Annotated in this window: 16 protein-coding genes; 7 read left to right on the top strand and 9 right to left on the bottom strand. The window is 70.7% G+C overall.

Annotated features, from left to right (window positions below; genetic code table 11):
• Nucleotides 1–16: 16 nt before the first annotated feature.
• The 7 genes from C5708_RS12235 to gpmA form a co-directional block, all read right to left on the bottom strand.
• Entirely contained in the window at nt 17–1,285 is a 1,269-nt protein-coding gene (locus C5708_RS12235) for a pentapeptide repeat-containing protein (protein ID WP_242921487.1), read from the bottom strand.
• A 40-nt stretch (nt 1,286–1,325) separates the two neighbouring features.
• Nucleotides 1,326–1,973: a bifunctional diaminohydroxyphosphoribosylaminopyrimidine deaminase/5-amino-6-(5-phosphoribosylamino)uracil reductase RibD gene (locus tag C5708_RS12230; RefSeq protein ID WP_242921485.1), complete on the bottom strand. Its 648-nt coding sequence runs from the start codon at nt 1,971–1,973 to the stop codon at nt 1,326–1,328.
• A 78-nt stretch (nt 1,974–2,051) separates the two neighbouring features.
• On the bottom strand, nt 2,052–2,540 hold the full coding sequence (locus C5708_RS12225) for a spore coat U domain-containing protein (protein WP_242921483.1): 489 nt from the start codon (nt 2,538–2,540) through the stop codon (nt 2,052–2,054).
• On the bottom strand, nt 2,530–4,938 hold the full coding sequence (locus tag C5708_RS12220; protein ID WP_242921481.1) for a fimbria/pilus outer membrane usher protein: 2,409 nt from the start codon (nt 4,936–4,938) through the stop codon (nt 2,530–2,532). The genes C5708_RS12225 and C5708_RS12220 overlap by 11 nt, the downstream gene beginning before the upstream one ends.
• 18 nt (nt 4,939–4,956) lie before the next feature.
• Nucleotides 4,957–5,715, bottom strand: coding sequence for a fimbria/pilus periplasmic chaperone (locus tag C5708_RS12215; RefSeq protein ID WP_242921479.1), 759 nt, complete (start codon nt 5,713–5,715; stop codon nt 4,957–4,959).
• Between the two features lie 11 nt (nt 5,716–5,726).
• On the bottom strand, nt 5,727–6,197 hold the full coding sequence (locus C5708_RS12210; protein WP_242921477.1) for a spore coat U domain-containing protein: 471 nt from the start codon (nt 6,195–6,197) through the stop codon (nt 5,727–5,729).
• 337 nt (nt 6,198–6,534) lie between these two features.
• Entirely contained in the window at nt 6,535–7,245 is a 711-nt protein-coding gene (gene gpmA / locus C5708_RS12205) for a 2,3-diphosphoglycerate-dependent phosphoglycerate mutase (protein WP_242921475.1), read from the bottom strand.
• Nucleotides 7,246–7,334: 89 nt separating this feature from the next.
• Between gpmA and C5708_RS19550 the strand changes: the two genes are divergently transcribed.
• The 4 genes from C5708_RS19550 to C5708_RS12185 all read left to right on the top strand — a co-directional run bounded on the left by C5708_RS19550 (nt 7,335) and on the right by C5708_RS12185 (nt 11,530).
• Nucleotides 7,335–7,658: a hypothetical protein gene (locus C5708_RS19550; protein ID WP_347567018.1), complete on the top strand. Its 324-nt coding sequence runs from the start codon at nt 7,335–7,337 to the stop codon at nt 7,656–7,658.
• Nucleotides 7,655–8,608 (top strand): KpsF/GutQ family sugar-phosphate isomerase, encoded by a 954-nt coding sequence (locus tag C5708_RS12195; RefSeq protein ID WP_242921473.1) that lies wholly within the window; start codon nt 7,655–7,657, stop codon nt 8,606–8,608. The genes C5708_RS19550 and C5708_RS12195 overlap by 4 nt, the downstream gene beginning before the upstream one ends.
• 105 nt (nt 8,609–8,713) lie before the next feature.
• Nucleotides 8,714–10,216, top strand: coding sequence for a phosphomannomutase/phosphoglucomutase (locus tag C5708_RS12190; protein WP_242921471.1), 1,503 nt, complete (start codon nt 8,714–8,716; stop codon nt 10,214–10,216).
• A 12-nt stretch (nt 10,217–10,228) separates the two neighbouring features.
• Nucleotides 10,229–11,530 carry a UDP-glucose/GDP-mannose dehydrogenase family protein gene (locus tag C5708_RS12185; protein ID WP_242921470.1) on the top strand — a complete coding sequence of 434 codons (1,302 nt, stop codon included), beginning with the start codon at nt 10,229–10,231 and terminating at the stop codon, nt 11,528–11,530.
• A gap of 7 nt (nt 11,531–11,537) precedes the next feature.
• On the opposite strand, the gene C5708_RS19450 is transcribed toward C5708_RS12185, so the two are convergent.
• Together C5708_RS19450 and glmM are read right to left on the bottom strand one after the other, a co-directional pair.
• Nucleotides 11,538–11,672 carry a hypothetical protein gene (locus C5708_RS19450; protein ID WP_278253946.1) on the bottom strand — a complete coding sequence of 45 codons (135 nt, stop codon included), beginning with the start codon at nt 11,670–11,672 and terminating at the stop codon, nt 11,538–11,540.
• A gap of 243 nt (nt 11,673–11,915) precedes the next feature.
• Nucleotides 11,916–13,268, bottom strand: coding sequence for a phosphoglucosamine mutase (gene glmM / locus C5708_RS12180; RefSeq protein WP_242921468.1), 1,353 nt, complete (start codon nt 13,266–13,268; stop codon nt 11,916–11,918).
• Between the two features lie 160 nt (nt 13,269–13,428).
• On the opposite strand from glmM, the gene glmS reads away from it, so the two are divergent.
• The 3 genes from glmS to C5708_RS12165 all read left to right on the top strand — a co-directional run bounded on the left by glmS (nt 13,429) and on the right by C5708_RS12165 (nt 16,669).
• The gene (gene glmS / locus C5708_RS12175; protein WP_242921466.1) at nt 13,429–15,246 is read left to right on the top strand and encodes a glutamine--fructose-6-phosphate transaminase (isomerizing); all 1,818 of its coding nucleotides are present in this window, start codon (nt 13,429–13,431) and stop codon (nt 15,244–15,246) included.
• A gap of 27 nt (nt 15,247–15,273) precedes the next feature.
• Nucleotides 15,274–16,146 (top strand): UTP--glucose-1-phosphate uridylyltransferase GalU, encoded by an 873-nt coding sequence (gene galU / locus C5708_RS12170; RefSeq protein WP_242921463.1) that lies wholly within the window; start codon nt 15,274–15,276, stop codon nt 16,144–16,146.
• Between the two features lie 97 nt (nt 16,147–16,243).
• Nucleotides 16,244–16,669, top strand: coding sequence for an organic hydroperoxide resistance protein (locus C5708_RS12165; protein ID WP_278253945.1), 426 nt, complete (start codon nt 16,244–16,246; stop codon nt 16,667–16,669).
• Nucleotides 16,670–16,682: the final 13 nt, after the last annotated feature.

Genomic DNA, 16,682 nt, shown 5'->3' with positions numbered 1-16,682 from the left:
GTCGGAGCCGACGGCGTCAGAGGATGGCGGTCTCCAGGCCCTTGGCCCCTTCGCGGAAGGCGCCGGCCAGTTCGGCCTGGCGCAGGACGGCCCCGCTGAAATTGGCCCGGCTCAGATCGCTGTCGACCAGCAGCGCCTGACGCATGTCGGCGCCGGTGAAATCGGCGCCCTTGGCGATCACCCGGCTCATGTCGCAGGGCAGCAGGCGGTCGGCCCCGAGCAGCAGAGGGCCCATCTGCGCCTCGCGCAGGTCCGCCCCCGACAGCTTGGCCCCCTTCAGCCGCGCGCCGCGCAGGTCGGCCCGGCGCAGGTTGCAGGCCCGCAGGTCCGCCCCTTCCAGGTGCGCGCCCTGCAGCTGGGCGCCTTCCATGTCGAGGCCGTAGAACACCGCCCCCTTGGCCGACAGGGCGGTCAGGTTGTAGCCGCGGATCGACTTCAGCGCCCGCAGGTCGGCGCCGTCGAAGACCGAGGGCCGCCCCTCCGCGCCGTCGGTCTCGCACCATAGGGCGTGCTCGCGGATCATGTCGCCGTAGGGCAGCGCCTCGACGTCCACCCCGGCCAGACCGTCGGTCAGCGCCCCGTCCATCTGGGCGTTGGTGATGTCGGCATGGGTCAGCGAGGCTCCGACCAGGATGGCGTCGCGCAGGTCGGCCCCAGCCAGGTTGGCCCCCGAAAGGTCGGCGCCCGCCAGGTTGGCGCCCGACATCGACGCCTGTTTGAGGTTGGCGCGGACCAGCTTGGCGTCCTTGAGGATGGCGTCGGTGAAGTCGGCCCGCACGGCGATCACGCCGGACATCCGCGTGCGCTCCAGGTTGGCGCCGGCCAGAATGGCGCCCTGCGCCTCGCTGGCCCGCTTGGCGGGCTCGATCACCCGCAGGCCCTTCTCGCGGTCGGGCGTGGTGATGGTGCCCTCGCGCAGGTCGGCCTCGAACATGTCCGCGCCGGTGAGGTCGGCGCCGCGCAGGCAGGCGCCGCGCAGGTCGGCCCGCCGCAGCGAGGCTTCCGTCAGGTCGGTGTTCTGCATGTCCGCGCCATAGAAGATGGCGTGGTCCAGGCGCGCGCCGACGAACTTGCAGCCGTCGAGCACCGCTCCGGTGAAATCGGCGTCGGCGAGATTGCGCCCCCGGAAGTTCAGCCCCGACAGGTCCATCCACGAAAACACGGCTCGGGCGCCGCCCGGCCGCGCGGCCCACAACCGGTCATGCCTTGCGCAGATCAGATCGGCTTCCTGTTGCGTGAGGCGGCGGTGATTCCCGGCCGTCCCGATCGCTGGCATGGGGAACATCACTCCGACGAATGGACCGTCCGATGCTGACAGGCCAATGTTAACGCAAGGCTGACGCCACGGCCGGGTCGAGAAGCCCCTGCCCGGCCAGCTCCCAGGCCAGCGGCCCGCCGCGCGGCGTCCACAGCCGCGTATAGCCGGCCGCGCCATAGCGGTCGAGCGCCAGGGCCAGTCCCTCGCCGGGCTGGGGCTCGAACAGGGCGTCGAAGCCTTGCCCGTCCTCGGACGCCTCGACCAGCGGCCGGCCGACGGCCAGCCGGTGGAAATAGCCGCGGTAGAGGCCGCGCGCCTCCTCGGCGAGCAGGCCGATCTCGGGCTCGAGCCCGGCCGCCCGCAATCGCGCGAGGCCACGTCCGTCGGCGTAGGGCGACGGATCGTCGCAGGCGATCACCACTCGCGCCACGCCGGCGGCGGCCAGCCGCTCGGCGCACGAGGCCAGGCCGGACGACCGCTCGCCGCAGGGTTCGAGAGTGACATAGGCGACGGCGCCCCGCGCACTCTCGCCGATCTGGTCCAGGGCCTGCTCCTCGGCGTGGGGCCGCCCGCCCGGCGCGGTGGCGGCGACGGCCGCCGCCAGACCGTCCCTGGCGATGACGCAGCCCACGGTCGGATTGGGCCAGGTGCGCCCCAGATTGGCCCGCGCGGCGGCGATGGCGCGGCGCATCAGCATGACGTCGTCGGAGATCATGACCCAGCCCGCTCGCTCGACGCCGCCCAGCCCGGCGCCAGGGGCGGTATAGCCTCCAGCGCGGCCGGCGGCGACCGTTCAGTAGGTCACCGTGACCACCAGGGTGTCGGCGTAGGCGCCGCTGGCGACGTACTGGCCGACCGGAACGCGGCCGTAAGCCGTATAGGTGATCGAGCCGAGGACCAGCACGGTCGAGTAAGACTGGGTCACCGTGCCGGCGGTGCCGTCGCCCCAGATCGTCGTCCGGCCTCCGTCGGTATAGATGTTGTAGTTCAGCCGGGAGGCTCCGAAGGCCATCTTGCGGGTCGCGAAGCTGCCCGATCCGGCGGAGATCGACACCGTGAAGGCCGGCAGCAGGTCCAGGCCGAGCCCGCAGCTGACGGTCACCGAACCGGTCGCGTCCCTGGGCGTGGGCGAACTGGCGTTGTACGAGCCGAAGGCCAGGGTGGTCGCCGACACGCTGAGCGGATCGAGGATCGTGCCGCACAGCAGGGCGTGGGCCGGGCGCGGCGCGGCCGCCAGGACCAGGGCCGGCGCCATGGCCAGGAGGCGCGGGTCAACCCTCATGGGCGGGAGCCTCTTCGCACCGCGCCGGCCCCAGGCGCGGAATCTGGTCGCCGACGGCCTCAGGCGCGGCCGGCGCCGAGAAGCGGCAGGCGCCGCCGTCGAAAATCACCGTCCCAGTCACCGGCTGCGACAGGTCCTGAAGGAAGATCTCGCCGTTCCGGCCCAGGATCAGCTCGCGCCCGTCGGCGAGGCGCACGCGCGAGCCCGCGGGCGGGGCGGCGCCATTGGCCCTTCGCAGGGCCAGCAGGGCCGGACGGCCGGCCTTGGGCGTGAAGTCGACCACCACGCCGCTGCGCGCGCGGGGCGCCACGGCCTTGACCTCGTCGTCGAGGCGGGTGGTGATCGGAAAGCTGGCCGTGTCGACCCCGATGCGGTTGGTCGCATAGGGGGTCAGGTCGGCGATCATGGCCTCCCCGCGGGCGTTGGTGGTCGCCGCCTCGCGGTTCTCGCGATAGATCTTCACCCCTGGCTGGCCGGTGCGCACCAGGGCGAACGGCCCGTCCGACGGCCGTGTGGCGAACACCGAGCCGTCGACGTCGACGATGTCGCCAGAAACCAGCGCCCGTCCCCACTGGCCGGCGCTGTTGGACAGCACGCCCACGTCGACGGTGGCGTTGGAGCCGACCCAGGTGGCGTTGGCCTGGAAGCTCTGGGTCCGGTCGGCCGAGGCGGCGACCAGATAGCCGAAACCGCCGTCCGGGTTCACCGAGCGCGTATAGGAGACGCCGGGGTCGAAGCGTCCGTCGTGGGCGTCGCCCCACACCGACGCCGCGCGGTCCTGGCCCAGGGGCACCCGGAAGAACACCTGGCCCGACCAGGCGCCCGGATCGCTGTGGAAGGCCGAGGCCCCGAAGTACCAGCCGTTGGACAGCATGCGGGTATAGGACACCGTCGTCAGCGAAATCCGCCCCGACCCGCCGGTCTGGGATATCCAGGAGGCGGCGATCGAGCCGAAGCCGGGATCGCCGTAGCTGGCCCCCAGCTGCAGACGCGACCTGGGCAAGGGCGCGCCCTCGGCCGCGGCGATGTCCGCATAGGCGCCGCTGGAGCCCGAATAGGAGCCGAACAGCCCGAGCCGCCGTCCCTGGAGCTGGGCCGAGACGGCGTAGAGCGCCCCGTCCCCGAAGCGGCTGTGGCTGCCGGCCAGGGCCGCCGTCGCGGAGCCCAGCGTCCCCAAGGCGACCGCGCCGCCCCCGCCCACCACCTGGGCGTCCTTGGTGGCCTCGGCGTGGCCCTCGAGGGTCAGCCAGCCGGTCGCGCCATAGCGGAAGGTGCCCGCCGTCATCCCGGTCCCGTAGTCGAAACTGCGCAGGCCGTAGCTGCGGCGCAGGACGCCGACCTCGACGGCGTAGCTGCTCAGCCCCTTGGCCAGCAGGTCGGCGCTGACATAGAGCGGCAAGGTGGTGGTCACGTCCCGGCCGAGGGCGTCGCGCACCACCACCACCGCGTCGCCGCGGCCGGTCACCACCGGAATGTTGCGGATGGCGAAGGGGCCAGGCGAGACGTCGGCGCTGTAGACCCGCGCGGAATCGACGAAGACGTCGACGGTGGACGGGGCGGCGACGCTGCCCATGAAATCGGGAAGCGGCAGGGTCGACATCTCGGGCCGCAGCGAGAAGTCCTTGGCGAATTGCAGACCGGCGAAGCGGACGGCGCGCGACCAGCGCAGGTCCGAGGACAGCGCGTCGCCGATCACCCACCGTTGCAGCCGGGCCGGGTCGTCGTACTGGTAGGCGGTGTCCAGCCGCACGAAGCTGTCGACGGCCGGCGAGGCCCGGGCGAGCGCCGTCGAGGTCACCACGCCCCACGGCGCGAACAGCGTCGCCGACAGCGAGCCGCCCACCGACCAGCTCCCGCCGGCGGCCGAGCCCGGGCCGGTCAGGGCCGAGATGTCGTAGCGGCCGATGAAGCCGCCGCCCGAGGCGCCGCCGCTCCAGGCCTGCACGCCGCGAGCGTCGAAGACCTGGACCGGACCGCCGGCCGGCGTGGTCAGCATCAGTTGCTGGCTGGGGCCGACCACCTGGGCGCGCCCGGGGCCCAGCGCCGCCAGGGGCACGAAGTCGCCGACGACCGCCGGGTCGACCGCCACGCCGGCGGCGGTCAGGGCCGCCCGTTCGACCTGGGCCCCGGGACCTGCGCCCCGGACCCGGGCCAGGACATGGTCGGTGCGGCCGTTGACCCAGAGCTCCAGCAGGCTGTCCTGCCCCGGCGGCGTCCTGGCCGGACGCGGCGCTATCGAGGCCTGCTGGAGGAAGGCGTCCGGCGGCGGGGCCGGCGACGCGGCGGCGGGAATGGCGCCGCGCAGTCCCAGCGACGCGGCGTCGGGCTGGATCTCCGGGCGGAGCCCGAGGGTGGAGGACGCGGCGCTGGCGGCGATGGCGGCGGCGAAACTGGCCAAACCCGCACCCATGTCGACCTAGGGCCGTATCACCACGGACGCGGCGATGAGCTTGCCGCTGTCGCCGTCCCGGCTCTCGATGGCGACGGAATCTCCTGGCTTGAGGCCGGCGGCCGGGGCGGTCCACACCCGGCTGGCGCCGGCCAGCACATAGACGGGGCCGCCGGCCACGGCGCGGCGGCCGGCGGCGGCGGCGACCAGTTGGGCGTCGGTGAACTTGCTGCGGCGCGCGCCGGAATTGGTGGCGGTCAGGACCAGCCGGTCGCCGTTCAGCACCGCGTCCCAGGCCAGGGCCGCCCGGCCGCCCGAAGGCGCCCGCTCGAAGACCGGCATGTTGAACTGCAGCAGCACGCGGACCTGCTGCTCCTGCCCGCCGCCAGGCGGCGGCAGCTCGCTGACCACCAGCCGGTAGGCGCGTTCGCTCGCCCCGCCGGCGCGCGGCGAGGCGCGCAGGCGCACGATCTGGGTGCCGCCGGGGGCCAGCTCGGCGATCGGCGGGCTGACCTCCAGGCTGATGCTGGGGGTCAGACGGTCGCCGCCGCCGTCCTGGCTCCAGTCGAAGGCCTCGACCTGGAAGGCCAGCGGCCGGTCGCCCCGGTTCGAGACGTAGAGAACGCCGGCCCGGCTGCCGGGCGCGAGCTCGATGGTGGTCGGCGCCGTCTCCAGCGAGGCCGCGCCGGCCGCCGGGGCCATGACGAGCGCGAGGACGGCGAGAGCGAGGGCGAGCGCCGCCGGCGGCGCGGGCGGATGGCGGCCGGTCGACGGGGCGGCGCGCATGTCGCTCCCCTTCAATAGGTGATCGTCACGGTCACGGTGTCGGCGTAGCTGCCGGCCGCCACGTACTGATTGATCGGTATGCGGCCGTAGACGGTGTAGGCCTGCAGCGCGCCGCTGCCGGAGCCCGCCACGGTCGAGGTCGACAGCGAGCCGTCGCCCCAGATGGTGGTGCGGGCCGAGCCCGTATAGAGCGCATAGGACAGGGCGTTCGCCCCCGAGGCCATGGTGCGGGCCGCCACCGTGGCGCCCGTGCCGGCGCCGGCGTCCAGGGCGATGGCGTAGGGCTGGCCGTTGCTGCACGTGACGCTGACGCTGCTGCTGGCGTCGTCGGGCGTGGCGTTGGTGGCCGAATAGGAGCCGAAGGCCAGGTTGGTCGCCTGCACGTTGCAGACGGCCAGCACCGTGGCGGTCACCGAGAAATTGGTGGTGGCCGTGGAGGCCAGGGCGGCGCACGGGGCGGCCGCAAGGATCAACGAGGTCAAACCGGCGACCGGCGCCCGACGCAATACGAACCTAAGCCAGTACGAATGCGGCATCGTTTTCCCCTGAATTCAACTCATCAAGAACAGAACCTCGGGTCGTCGCGGTGTTCGCGACTCAAAATTTGATACGATGATTGTATCCAATACCGGAAAATGGTGAATCGGGGGTGGACGAATACTAATGTCGCATGGAGGTTATGCGTACTCAAATCAGTGTACGCAGATCAGCGCGCCGGCGACGACACACGCCGACGGGCTCGTTCCGCCGCCGGGCGGGAGCCTGGATCGAAAGGGGATTCCCTAAGGGGTTGTGCGCGGGGGCGCCCGCCCCCGGACCTCAGATCCTGGGCAGGGCCTGGGCCCGGCCCTCGTCCAGATAGCGGGCCGAGACCGGCTTCAGGCCGGCGTCCAGCTCGACGAGCAGCGGGTTGCCGGTGGGGATCTCGACGTCGACGATGGCCTCGTCCGGCACGCCGAACAGGTGCTTGACGATGGCGCGCAGCGAATTGCCGTGGGCGGCGACCAGCACGGTCTCGCCGGCGGCCAGCTTCGGCGCGATCTCGGCCTCCCAATAGGGCAGCACCCGCTCCAGGGTGGTCTTCAGGCTCTCGGTGTCCGGGATCGGCGCGCCGGCGTAGCGGCGGTCGCGGGCGAAGTCGTATTCGCCGCCGGCCGCCAGCGGCGGCGGCGGGATGTCGTAGGACCGGCGCCAGACCTTGACCTGTTCGTCGCCGTGCTTGGCGGCGGTCTCGGCCTTGTCCAGCCCGGTCAGCCCGCCGTAGTGGCGCTCGTTCAGCCGCCAGTCCTTGGTCAGCGGAATCCACAGCTGGCCGGCGGCCGCCAGCGCCGTGTCGGCGGTGCGGATGGCGCGGATCAGCACCGAGGTGTAGGCGCGGTCGAAGGCGACGCCGGCCGCCTTGAGCAGCTCGCCGGAGCGCTGGGCCTGGGCCTCGCCTTCCGCCGTCAGGTCGACGTCCACCCAGCCCGTGAACCGGTTTTCGAGGTTCCAGCGGCTCTGGCCGTGACGGAGGAGAACGAGGGTGGGCATTGGGCGCGCTTCCGGCAGAGGGTCGACGGAGGGGCGGTAGAGCGCACGGACCGGCGCGTCAAGCTGGAGGCCGGCGCGAGGCGTGCTATATGCGGCCCATGCCCGACCGCATCCTTCTGCCGCTTTTCGCCCTGACCGCCGCGGCGATGATCGCCCTGGCGGCGATCTGGCCCCAGGGGCTGGGCGACCGCTCGCCCCGCCCGTTCGGCCACATGCCCGTGCAGCGCACGCCCGAGATGCGGGCGGCCATGCAGCGCGAGACGGCCGCCGCCGTGGCGCAGCAGCAGCGCGACAAGGAAGCCGCCGCCGCCGCCGAGACCGGCTCCTCGCAGCCGGCCCCGGGCAAGTCCCCGGCCGCCAAGCCGCCCAAGCAGAAGGGCCCGGTGATCGACCCCACCGCGCAGCTGCCGTGAGCGGCTTCGACGTCCTGGCCGTCGGCCGCCGAGTCCTGGCCGCCGAGGCCGAGGCGCTGACCCTGCTGGCCGACGGGCTGGGCGACGCCTTCGTCTCGGCCGTCGAGACCCTGTTCGCCGCGCGCGGACGAATCGTCTGCACCGGCATCGGCAAGTCGGGCCACGTCGGGCGCAAGATCGCCGCCACCCTGGCCTCCACCGGGGCCCCGGCCATGTTCGTCCACGCCACCGAGGCCAGCCATGGCGACCTCGGCATGATCGGCCCCGACGACGTGATCCTGGCCTTGTCCAAGTCGGGCGAGACCAAGGAGCTGTCGGACATCCTGGGCTACGCCAAGCGTTTCTCGATCCCGCTGATCGCCATGACGGCGGCGGCGGCCTCGACCCTGGCCAAGGCGGCGGACGTGCTGCTGCTGCTGCCCGACGCGCCGGAGGCGACCGCCGAGATCAACGCCCCGACCACCTCGACCACGCTGCAGATCGCCCTGGGCGACGCCCTGGCCGTGGCCCTGGTCGAACGGCGCGGCTTCACGCCCCGCGATTTCCACGTCTTCCACCCTGGCGGCAAGCTGGGGGCGATGCTGCGCACCGCCGGCGGCCTGGCCCACGGCGGCGGCGAGCTGCCCCTGGTCTCGCCGCGGACCCCGATGCGCGACGCCCTGCTGGTGATGACCGAGAAACGGTTCGGCTGCGTGGGCGTGGTGGACGAGGCCGGCGTGCTGGTCGGCCTGATCACCGACGGCGACCTGCGCCGGCACATCGACGGCCTGATGGATCACGTCGCCGGCGACGTCATGACCCGCGACCCGCGCACCGTCTCCCCCGACACCCTGGCCGCCGAGGCGCTGAAGATGATGGAAGGCCGCATCACGGTGCTGTTCGTCGTCGACCAGGGCCGGCCGGTCGGCATCCTGCACGTCCATGACCTGCTGCGGGCCGGCGTCATTTGAGGTGCGCCGCCGCCCGAACGCGCGCATGACGAGCGTCATAAAACCGTCGATGGCGCGCCGCCTAGCCGCCGTCTAAGAGCAAGATCCGTACACGACGAGACTCAGATGTTTTCAACGCCTCGCGCCGACCTCGCCCCCAACACCCTGGCCTATGAGAACGAACCGCTGGTCAAGGCGACGGGCTTTCGCGAATACGACGCGCGCTGGCTGTTCGGCCCGGAGATCAACCTTTTGGGCGTGCAGGCCCTCGGCCTGGGCCTGGGGACCTACATCCACGAGCTCGGCCAGTCCAAGATCGTGGTCGGCCACGACTTCCGCTCCTATTCGCTGTCGATCAAGCAGGCCCTGACGCTCGGCCTGCTGGCCGCCGGCTGCGAGGTGCTCGACATCGGCCTCGCCCTGTCGCCGGTCGCCTATTTCGCCCAGTTCGACCTCGACGCCCCGTGCGTGGCCATGGTCACCGCCAGCCATAACGAGAACGGCTGGACCGGCGTGAAGATGGGCGCCCAGCGCCCCCTCACCTTCGGCCCCGACGAGATGGGCCGGCTCAGGGACATCGTGCTGACCGGTGCCTTCAAGGAGCGGCCGGGCGGCAAGCTGACCCGCGTCGACGGCGTGCGCGAGCGGTATGTCGCCGACGTCGTCAAGCGGGTCCAGGTGCGCCGGCCGCTGAAGGTGGTCTGCGCCTGCGGCAACGGCACCGCCGGGGCCTTCGCGCCCCAGGCCCTGCGCGACATGGGCGTGGCGGTGGTGGTCGAGATGGACTGCGAGCTCGACTGGACCTTCCCCAAATACAATCCGAACCCCGAAGACCACGTCATGCTCAAGGCCATGGCCGAGCAGGTGAAGATCTTCGAGGCCGACCTGGCCTTCGGTTTCGACGGCGACGGCGACCGCTGCGGCGTGGTCGACGACGAGGGCGAGGAGATCTTCGCCGACAAGATCGGCCTGATGCTGGCGCGCGACCTGGCCCCGCACCATCCGGGGGCGACCTTCGTCGTCGACGTCAAGTCGACCGGCCTCTACGCCACCGACCCGGTGCTCGAGGCCAACGGCTGCACCACCGTCTACTGGAAGACCGGCCACAGCTACATCAAGCGCAAGAGCGCCGAGATCGGCGCCCTGGCCGGCTTCGAGAAGTCCGGCCACTTCTTCCTCAACGAGCCGCTCGGCCGCGGCTACGACTGCGGCCTGACGGCGGCGGCGGCGGTGCTGGCCATGCTCGACCGCAACCCGGACAAGAAGCTGTCGGACCTCAAGAAGGCCCTGCCGGTCGCCTACACCTCGCTGACCATGTCGCCGCATTGCGCCGACGAGGTGAAGTATCAGGTCGTCGACGGCGTGGTGAAGGAATACCAGGCCCTGGCCGCCTCGGGCGGGACCATCCTGGGCCGCGCGATCAGGGACGTGATCACCGTCAACGGCGTGCGCGTGGCGCTGGAGGACGGCTCGTGGGTGTTGGTGCGCGCCTCGTCCAACAAGCCCGAGATCGTGGTGGTGGTTGAAAGCACGCGCTCCGAGGACGATATGCGCGCTCTGTTCCGCCAAGACGTCAAGCCCCGCCTGGCCAAGCGTCCCGACGTCGGCGCCTACAACCAAGAAATCTAAGGACTCTACCCCATGCGCGTCGCGATGATCGGAACCGGGTATGTCGGCCTGGTGTCGGGAGCCTGCTTCGCCGATTTCGGCCACACGGTGACCTGCATCGACAAGGACGCCGGCAAGATCGAGCGGCTGAAGGACGGGGTGATCCCGATCTTCGAGCCGGGGCTGGACAAGCTGGTGGCCGACAACGCCCGCGAGGGCCGCCTGCACTTCGACGTCGACGCCGCCGAGGCCGTGCGCGGCGCCGACGCGGTGTTCATCGCCGTGGGCACGCCCTCGCGGCGCGGCGACGGCCACGCCGACCTGTCCTACGTCTACGCCGCCGCCGAAGAGATCGCCGCCCTGATGGACGGCTTCACCGTGGTGGTCACCAAATCGACCGTGCCGGTCGGGACCGGCGACGAGATCGAGGCCATCATCCGCAAGAAGCGGCCCGACGCCGACTTCGCCGTGGTGTCCAACCCCGAGTTCCTGCGCGAGGGCGCGGCGATCGAGGACTTCAAGCGGCCCGACCGCGTGGTCGTCGGCGCCGACGACGAGCGCGCCCGCGAGGTGATGCGCGAGCTCTATCGGCCGCTGAACCTCAACGAGACCCCGATCGTGTTCACCAGCCGGCGCACCTCGGAGCTGATCAAGTACGCGTCGAACGCCTTCCTGGCGATGAAGATCACCTTCATCAACGAGATGGCCGACCTGTGCGAGGCGGTCGGCGCCGACGTGCAGCAGGTGGCCAAGGGCATCGGCCTGGACAACCGCATCGGCTCCAAGTTCCTGCACGCCGGCCCCGGCTACGGCGGCTCGTGCTTCCCCAAGGACACCCTGGCCCTGGTGCGCACCGCCGACGACGCCGGCGCGCCGGTGCGGCTGATCGAGACCACCGTCAAGGTCAACGACGCCCGCAAGAAGGCCATGGCCGGCCGCGTCGCCGACGCTCTCGACGGCGACCTGCGCGGCAAGACCGTCGGCGTGCTGGGCCTGACCTTCAAGCCCAACACCGACGACATGCGCGACGCCCCCAGCCTGGACATCATCCCGGCCCTGCAGGCCATGGGCGCGAAGATCCAGGCCTTCGACCCGGAAGGGCACGAGGCGCGCCAGCTGTTCCGGGACGTCGACTTCAAGACCGGGCCTTACGAGGCCGCCGAAAGCGCCGACGTGCTGGTGCTGATCACCGAATGGGACCAGTTCCGCGCGCTCGACCTCGACCGCGTGAAGATGCTGATGAAGCAGCCGATCGTCGTCGACCTGCGCAACGTCTACAAACCCGACGACATGCGCGCGCGCGGGTTCAAATATTCAGGCGTCGGACGGGGCTGAGGTCCCGTCAGCCGAACCAGCGGGCGATCACCCAGTAAAGGCCGGTCCAGAACAGCGCCGCCGCCGCCAGCAGAAAGGCCAGGCAGGTGAAGGTCGCCGCCGGTTTCGGCCGGCCGCCCGCGAAGGCGAGGTTTCGCCGCATCGTGTCTCTCTCCCGTGCGCCGCCTATGCTCGCGACGTCACGGAAGCAATGGTCTCACCGTTCTCCCCGGCTGACCAGTAAAATGAACATCGGATGAAGCCTCGGCGCTCCAAGGCTGGGCCATGGGGCGTCGTCCCGAGATGAGGTCCAAGCAAGCGGTGAACGCGACGCCGTCTGGAGCCTCTTCAAAAGCCGGGCGCGCGCCGGGCGGGTGAGCCAGCTTCCACTTCACCCAGGCGCGCTCTAGACGGCCGCGCTCTTCACCGCCCCGGCGATGTCGCTGACGATCTGGGACACCAGCTTCTCGTCGTCGCCCTCGGCCATGATGCGGATCAAGGGCTCGGTGCCCGAGGCGCGCACGACCACCCGGCCCGAGCCGTTGAAGCGGGCCTCGGCCTCGGCGATGACCTTCTTGACCTTGGCGTCCTCCAGCGGCTTGCCGCCGGCGAAGCGCACGTTCTCCAGCAGTTGCGGCGCCGGTTCGAACTGGTGGGCCAGCGCGCTCATCGGCTTGTCCGACTGGACCAGCACGGCCAGGATCTGCAACGCTGCGATCAGCCCGTCGCCGGTGGTCGAGAAGTCCGAAAGGATCATGTGGCCGGACTGCTCGCCGCCGACGTTGAAGCCGCCCTCGCGCATGCGGGCCATGACGTGGCGGTCGCCGACGCCGGTGCGCTCCAGCTTCAGGCCCCTGGCGGTCATGAAGCGCTCCAGGCCGAGGTTCGACATCACCGTCGCCACCACGCCGCCGCCCTTCAGCGTGCCGGCCTCGGCGAAGGCGGCGCCGATGACAGCCATGATCTGGTCGCCGTCGACCGCCACGCCCTTCTCGTCGCAGATCACCAGCCGGTCGGCGTCGCCGTCCAGGGCGATGCCGATGTCGGCGCGATAGGCCTTGACCGCGTGGGCCATGGCGTCGGGATGGGTGGAGCCGCACTCCTCGTTGATGTTGAAGCCGTTGGGCGCGACCCCGACCTCGATCACCTCGGCGCCCAACTCGTAGAGGGCGGTGGGGGCGACCTTGTAGGCGGCGCCGTTGGCGCAATCGATCACCACCCGCAGACCGGCCAGGGACAGGTTGCGCGGGAAGGTCGCCTTGACGATCTCGACATAGCGGGCCTGGGCGTCGTCGATGCGGACCACGCGGCCGAGGTCGCGCGGCGCGGCCAGGCCTTCCTGCAGGCCCTCGTCCATGTGGGCCTCGATCTCCATCTCGCGTGCGTCGGACAGCTTGTAGCCGTCGGGGCCGAACAGCTTGATGCCGTTGTCGGCGAAGTTGTTGTGCGAGGCCGAGATCATCACGCCCAGGTCGGCGCGCATCGAGCGGGTCATCATCGCCACCGCCGGGGTCGGCAGCGGGCCGAACAGGCGCACGTCCATGCCCAGGCTGGTGAAGCCGGCCACCAGCGCCGGCTCGATCATGTAGCCCGACAGGCGCGTGTCCTTGCCGATGACGACCAGATGGCGGCGGTCGCTCTTGGTGCGGAACAGCTTGCCCGCCGCCAGCCCGACCCGCAGCGCCACTTCGGCGGTCATGGGGTGGCGATTGGCTTCACCGCGAATGCCGTCGGTGCCGAAATAGGCTCGCTTGCTCATATGATCAGATAGTCCCGCGAAACGATCGGTAATGCAGATTTATTCCAGAAGCCGCCGCCCCGATGGTAAAGGCGGCTCCCGAACTGGCCGGGCCAGTCGGTCAATCTAAACCACAGCCCGCGCCTACGGAAGAAATTGCGGCGTAACGGAAACCCAGAGCATGTGCGGCATCATCGGCATCGTTGGAACCAAGCCCGTCGCGGAACGGCTGATCGAGAGCCTGAAGCGCCTCGAATATCGCGGCTATGACTCAGCGGGGATCGCGGCGATCGAGGACGGCCACGTCGTGCGCCGCCGCGCCGCCGGCAAGATCAAGGCGCTGGAGGAGGTGGTCGCCGCCGAGCCGGTCGTCGCCACGGTCGGCATCGGCCACACCCGCTGGGCCACCCACGGCGCCCCGTCCGAACGCAACGCCCACCCCCACGTCGCCGGCCGCGTCACCCTGGTCCACAACGGCATCATCGAGAACTTCGCCGAGCTGAAGGCCGACCTGACCGCCGAAGGCGAAACCTTCGAGAGCGACACCGACACCGAGGTCATCGCCAAGCTGATCAATCGCCGCCTCGCCGCCGGCGACGCCCCCCTCGCCGCCTTCAAGCACACGCTCGACCGGCTGACCGGCGCCTACGCGCTGGGCGTGCTGGTCGACGGCGAAGACAAGCTGGTCCTGGGCGCGCGCCGCGGCTCGCCCCTGGTGGTCGGCCACGGCGACGGCGAGATGTTCATCGGCTCCGACGCCCTGGCGGTCGGCCCGTTCACCAACCGCGTCACCTATCTGGACGAAGGCGATTACGTCGCCATCGACCACGACGGCGTCCAGATCTTCGACGTGGCCGGCGCGCCGGTCGAGCGGCCGGTCCGCACCGTCTCCAGCTCGGCCGCCCTGGTCGAGAAGGGCAACTACCGCCACTTCATGGAGAAGGAGATCCACGAACAGCCGGAGTCGGTGCAGCGCACCCTGGCCGCCTATGTGGATCCCGTCACCAAGAAGGCCGCCGCTCCCGGCGACTTCGACTTCTCGCTGATCAGCCGCGTGCAGATCATCGCCTGCGGCACCGCCTTCTACGCCGGCTTGGTCGCCAAGTACCTGTTCGAGCGCCTGGCCGGCCTGCCGGTCGACGTCGAGATCGCCTCGGAATTCCGCTATCGCGACCCGGCCGTCGCGCCGGGCACCCTGGCCCTGGCCGTGTCGCAGTCGGGCGAGACCGCCGACACCCTGGCCGCCCTGCGCTGGTGCAAGGCGCAGGGCCTGAAGACCGCCGCCCTGGTCAACGCCCATGAATCGACCATGGCCCGCGAGGCCGACGTCATGTGGCCGACCCACGCCGGCCCGGAGATCGGCGTCGCCTCGACCAAGGCCTTCACCGCCCAGGTCTCGGCCCTGACCGCCCTGGCCGTCGCCGCCGGCGTCAAGCGCGGCAAGCTCAGCGCCCACGAAGAGGTGCGCCACGTCCGCGCCCTGCTGGAGGCGCCGCGCCTGCTGGCCACCGCCCTGCAGGACGACAGCGCCATCCGCCAGCTGGCCTATGAGTTGTCCAAGGCCCGCGACGTGCTCTATCTCGGCCGCGGCGTGATGTATCCGCTGGCTTTGGAAGGCGCGCTTAAGCTCAAGGAAATCAGCTATATCCATGCCGAAGGTTACGCCGCGGGCGAACTGAAGCACGGCCCGATCGCCCTGGTCGACGAAGAGACCCCCGTGGTGGTCATCGCCCCCTTCGACGAGATGTTCGAGAAGACCGCCTCGAACTTGCAGGAAGTCGCCGCTCGCGGCGGCAAGGTGGTGCTGATCACCGACGAGGCCGGACGCGCGCCGCTGGAACAGGCTTACCGTGTGCTGGAATCGCCGCCCTGCGACAGCCTGATCGCGCCCCTGGTGTTCTCGGCCCCGATCCAGCTGCTCGCCTACCATGTGGCGGTGCAGAAGGGCACCGACGTCGACCAGCCTCGCAACCTCGCCAAGTCGGTCACCGTTGAGTGACGGCGCCGAAGCAGGCATAGGGGGCGCATGACCAAGCCGATCCGCAAAGCGGTCCTGCCGGTGGCGGGACTGGGCACCCGCGTTCTGCCCGGCACCAAGATGGTGCCGAAGGAACTGCTCAACGTCGTCGACCGGCCGATCCTGGCCTACACCGTGGCGGAGGCGCGGGCGGCGGGCATCGAGCACTTCGTGTTCGTCACCGGACGCGGCAAGCAGGCGATCGAGGACTATTTCGACCACCACGTCGAACTTGAGGCCCAGCTCGCCGCCAAGGGCAAGACCGGTCAGCTCGACGAACTGCTGGCCGAGTTGCCGCGTCCGGGCGAGATGAGCTTCGTGCGCCAGATGCAGCCGCTGGGCCTGGGCCATGCGGTGTGGTGCGCGCGCGACGTGGTCGGCGACGAGCCGTTCGCGGTGCTGTTGCCGGACGACATCGTCGACGGCGAGACCTCGTGCCTGAAGCAGTTGGTCGACGCCTTCGGCCAGACCGGCGGCAACCTGGTCGCGGTCGAGGAAGTGCCGCACCAGGAAACGCGCAAGTACGGCGTCATCGACCCGGCCGGGCGCGACGGGCGGCTGATCTCGATGAAGGGCATGGTCGAAAAGCCTTCGCCCGACCAGGCGCCGTCCAACCTCGCCATCATCGGCCGCTACATCCTGCAGCCCGAGATCTTCGATCTGCTGTCGGCCCAGGAAAAGGGCGCCGGCGGCGAGATCCAGCTGACCGACTCGATGGCCAAGTTGATGACTCGCCAGCCGTTCCACGCCTACGCCTATGACGGCGTGCGCTACGACTGCGGCGACAAGATCGGCCTGCTGCGGGCCAATGTCGCCCTGGCCCTCAAGCGGCCCGACCTGGGCGCGGCCGCGCGCCGGGCGATCGAAGACCTGCTCGGCTAGACGCCTTCCGACAAAAAAGTCGCCATCGGACGCCTCTGCGCCCTTGATCTAATTACATTGTGCACAATTTAATTTTGACCAAGCCATGGAGACCGAAATGTCCGACATCCTCTACCGCACCCGCGCCACCGCCGTCGGCGGCCGCGACGGCCACGCCCGCTCGGAAGACGGCGCGCTCGACGTCACCCTGTCGACGCCCAGGGAAATGGGCGGCCCCGGCAAGGCCGGCGCGACCAATCCCGAGCAACTGTTCGCCGCCGGCTACGCCGCCTGTTTCGAGAACGCCGTCCGCTTCGTCGCCCGCCAGCAGGGGATCAATGTCGGCCAGACCTCGGTGACCGCCGAAGTCGGCATCGGCCCGCGCGCCGACGGCCCCGGCTTCGGGCTGGACATCGGCCTGGCCGTGAGCCTGCCTGACCTCGACCGCGAACAGGCCGAAGCCCTGATCGCCGCCGCCCATCAGGTCTGCCCCTATTCCAACGCCACGCGCGGCAATGTCGACGTCCGCCTGACGCTCGCCTGATCCGCGGCGGTCG

The organism is Caulobacter sp. CCUG 60055 (genome assembly GCF_022750545.1).
Lineage (GTDB): Bacteria > Pseudomonadota > Alphaproteobacteria > Caulobacterales > Caulobacteraceae > PUIC01.
The sequence above is the reverse complement of the archived record's forward strand: the minus strand, read 5'-3'. Positions and strand labels throughout refer to the sequence as shown.

Bases quoted from the DNA above. Each gene is read 5' to 3' on its own strand.
- C5708_RS12235 (WP_242921487.1), bottom strand. From the start codon at position 1,285: ATGTTCCCCATGCCAGCGATCGGGACGGCCGGGAATCACCGCCGCCTC.
- C5708_RS12230 (WP_242921485.1), bottom strand. From the start codon at position 1,973: ATGATCTCCGACGACGTCATGCTGATGCGCCGCGCCATCGCCGCCGCG.
- C5708_RS12225 (WP_242921483.1), bottom strand. From the start codon at position 2,540: ATGAGGGTTGACCCGCGCCTCCTGGCCATGGCGCCGGCCCTGGTCCTG.
- C5708_RS12215 (WP_242921479.1), bottom strand. From the start codon at position 5,715: ATGCGCGCCGCCCCGTCGACCGGCCGCCATCCGCCCGCGCCGCCGGCG.
- gpmA (WP_242921475.1), bottom strand. From the start codon at position 7,245: ATGCCCACCCTCGTTCTCCTCCGTCACGGCCAGAGCCGCTGGAACCTC.
- C5708_RS19550 (WP_347567018.1), top strand. From the start codon at position 7,335: ATGCGGCCCATGCCCGACCGCATCCTTCTGCCGCTTTTCGCCCTGACC.
- C5708_RS12190 (WP_242921471.1), top strand. From the start codon at position 8,714: ATGTTTTCAACGCCTCGCGCCGACCTCGCCCCCAACACCCTGGCCTAT.
- C5708_RS12185 (WP_242921470.1), top strand. From the start codon at position 10,229: ATGCGCGTCGCGATGATCGGAACCGGGTATGTCGGCCTGGTGTCGGGA.
- C5708_RS19450 (WP_278253946.1), bottom strand. From the start codon at position 11,672: ATGCGGCGAAACCTCGCCTTCGCGGGCGGCCGGCCGAAACCGGCGGCG.
- glmM (WP_242921468.1), bottom strand. From the start codon at position 13,268: ATGAGCAAGCGAGCCTATTTCGGCACCGACGGCATTCGCGGTGAAGCC.
- glmS (WP_242921466.1), top strand. From the start codon at position 13,429: ATGTGCGGCATCATCGGCATCGTTGGAACCAAGCCCGTCGCGGAACGG.
- galU (WP_242921463.1), top strand. From the start codon at position 15,274: ATGACCAAGCCGATCCGCAAAGCGGTCCTGCCGGTGGCGGGACTGGGC.
- C5708_RS12165 (WP_278253945.1), top strand. From the start codon at position 16,244: ATGTCCGACATCCTCTACCGCACCCGCGCCACCGCCGTCGGCGGCCGC.